Raw genomic sequence first — 590 nt, 5'->3', positions numbered from 1 at the left:
CCATCATCGGCCTGTCGGCGAAGAACGCCATTTTGATCGTCGAGTTCGCCGAGGAGATGCACCAGCGGGGGGAAACGCTGATTGGCGCGGCGGTCCACGCGGCACGCATGCGCCTGCGGCCGATCCTGATGACCTCGCTGGCGTTCACCGCCGGGGTGCTGCCGCTGGCGGTATCCAGCGGCGCCGGCGCCAACAGCCGAATCGCCATCGGTACCGGCATTATCGGCGGTACGATCACCGCCACCGCATTGGCCATCTTTTTCGTACCGCTGTTTTATGTGTTGGTGCGCCGCATGTTTACCCGCCGGCCCACCAACTCGCCGTCTCAGGCAGGAGAATAACGTGTTGCAACGAGTCATGATGTTAACTTTACCGCTGCTGCTGAGCGGGTGTCTGTCGCTGGATCCACACTACCAGCGCCCCGCGGCGCCGGTGCCCGCCAACCTGCCGCAGGGCGAGGCCGCCGGCAAGCAGGCGTTGAGCTACCCGGACGTCGCCTGGCGCGACTATGTGCAGGACGCCAGGCTGCGGCAGGTGGTGGCGCTGGGGCTGGACAGCAGCCGCGATCTGCGCGAGGCGATCGCCAATAT

Annotated in this window: 1 protein-coding gene and 1 pseudogene; both read left to right on the top strand. The window is 65.8% G+C overall.

Annotated elements, in window-relative coordinates:
- The coding region (locus SO140_RS46390) for an efflux RND transporter permease subunit (RefSeq protein ID WP_498544264.1) at nt 1-341 on the top strand (341 nt) is incomplete at its 5' end.
- Between the two features lie 16 nt (nt 342-357).
- Nucleotides 358-590, top strand: a pseudogene (locus tag SO140_RS46385) (hypothetical protein); the annotation flags it as partial.

This window comes from Bradyrhizobium sp. UFLA05-108, assembly GCF_059803455.1.
Note: the sequence above shows the minus strand (reverse complement) of the source record. Positions and strands in the feature narration are given on the sequence as shown.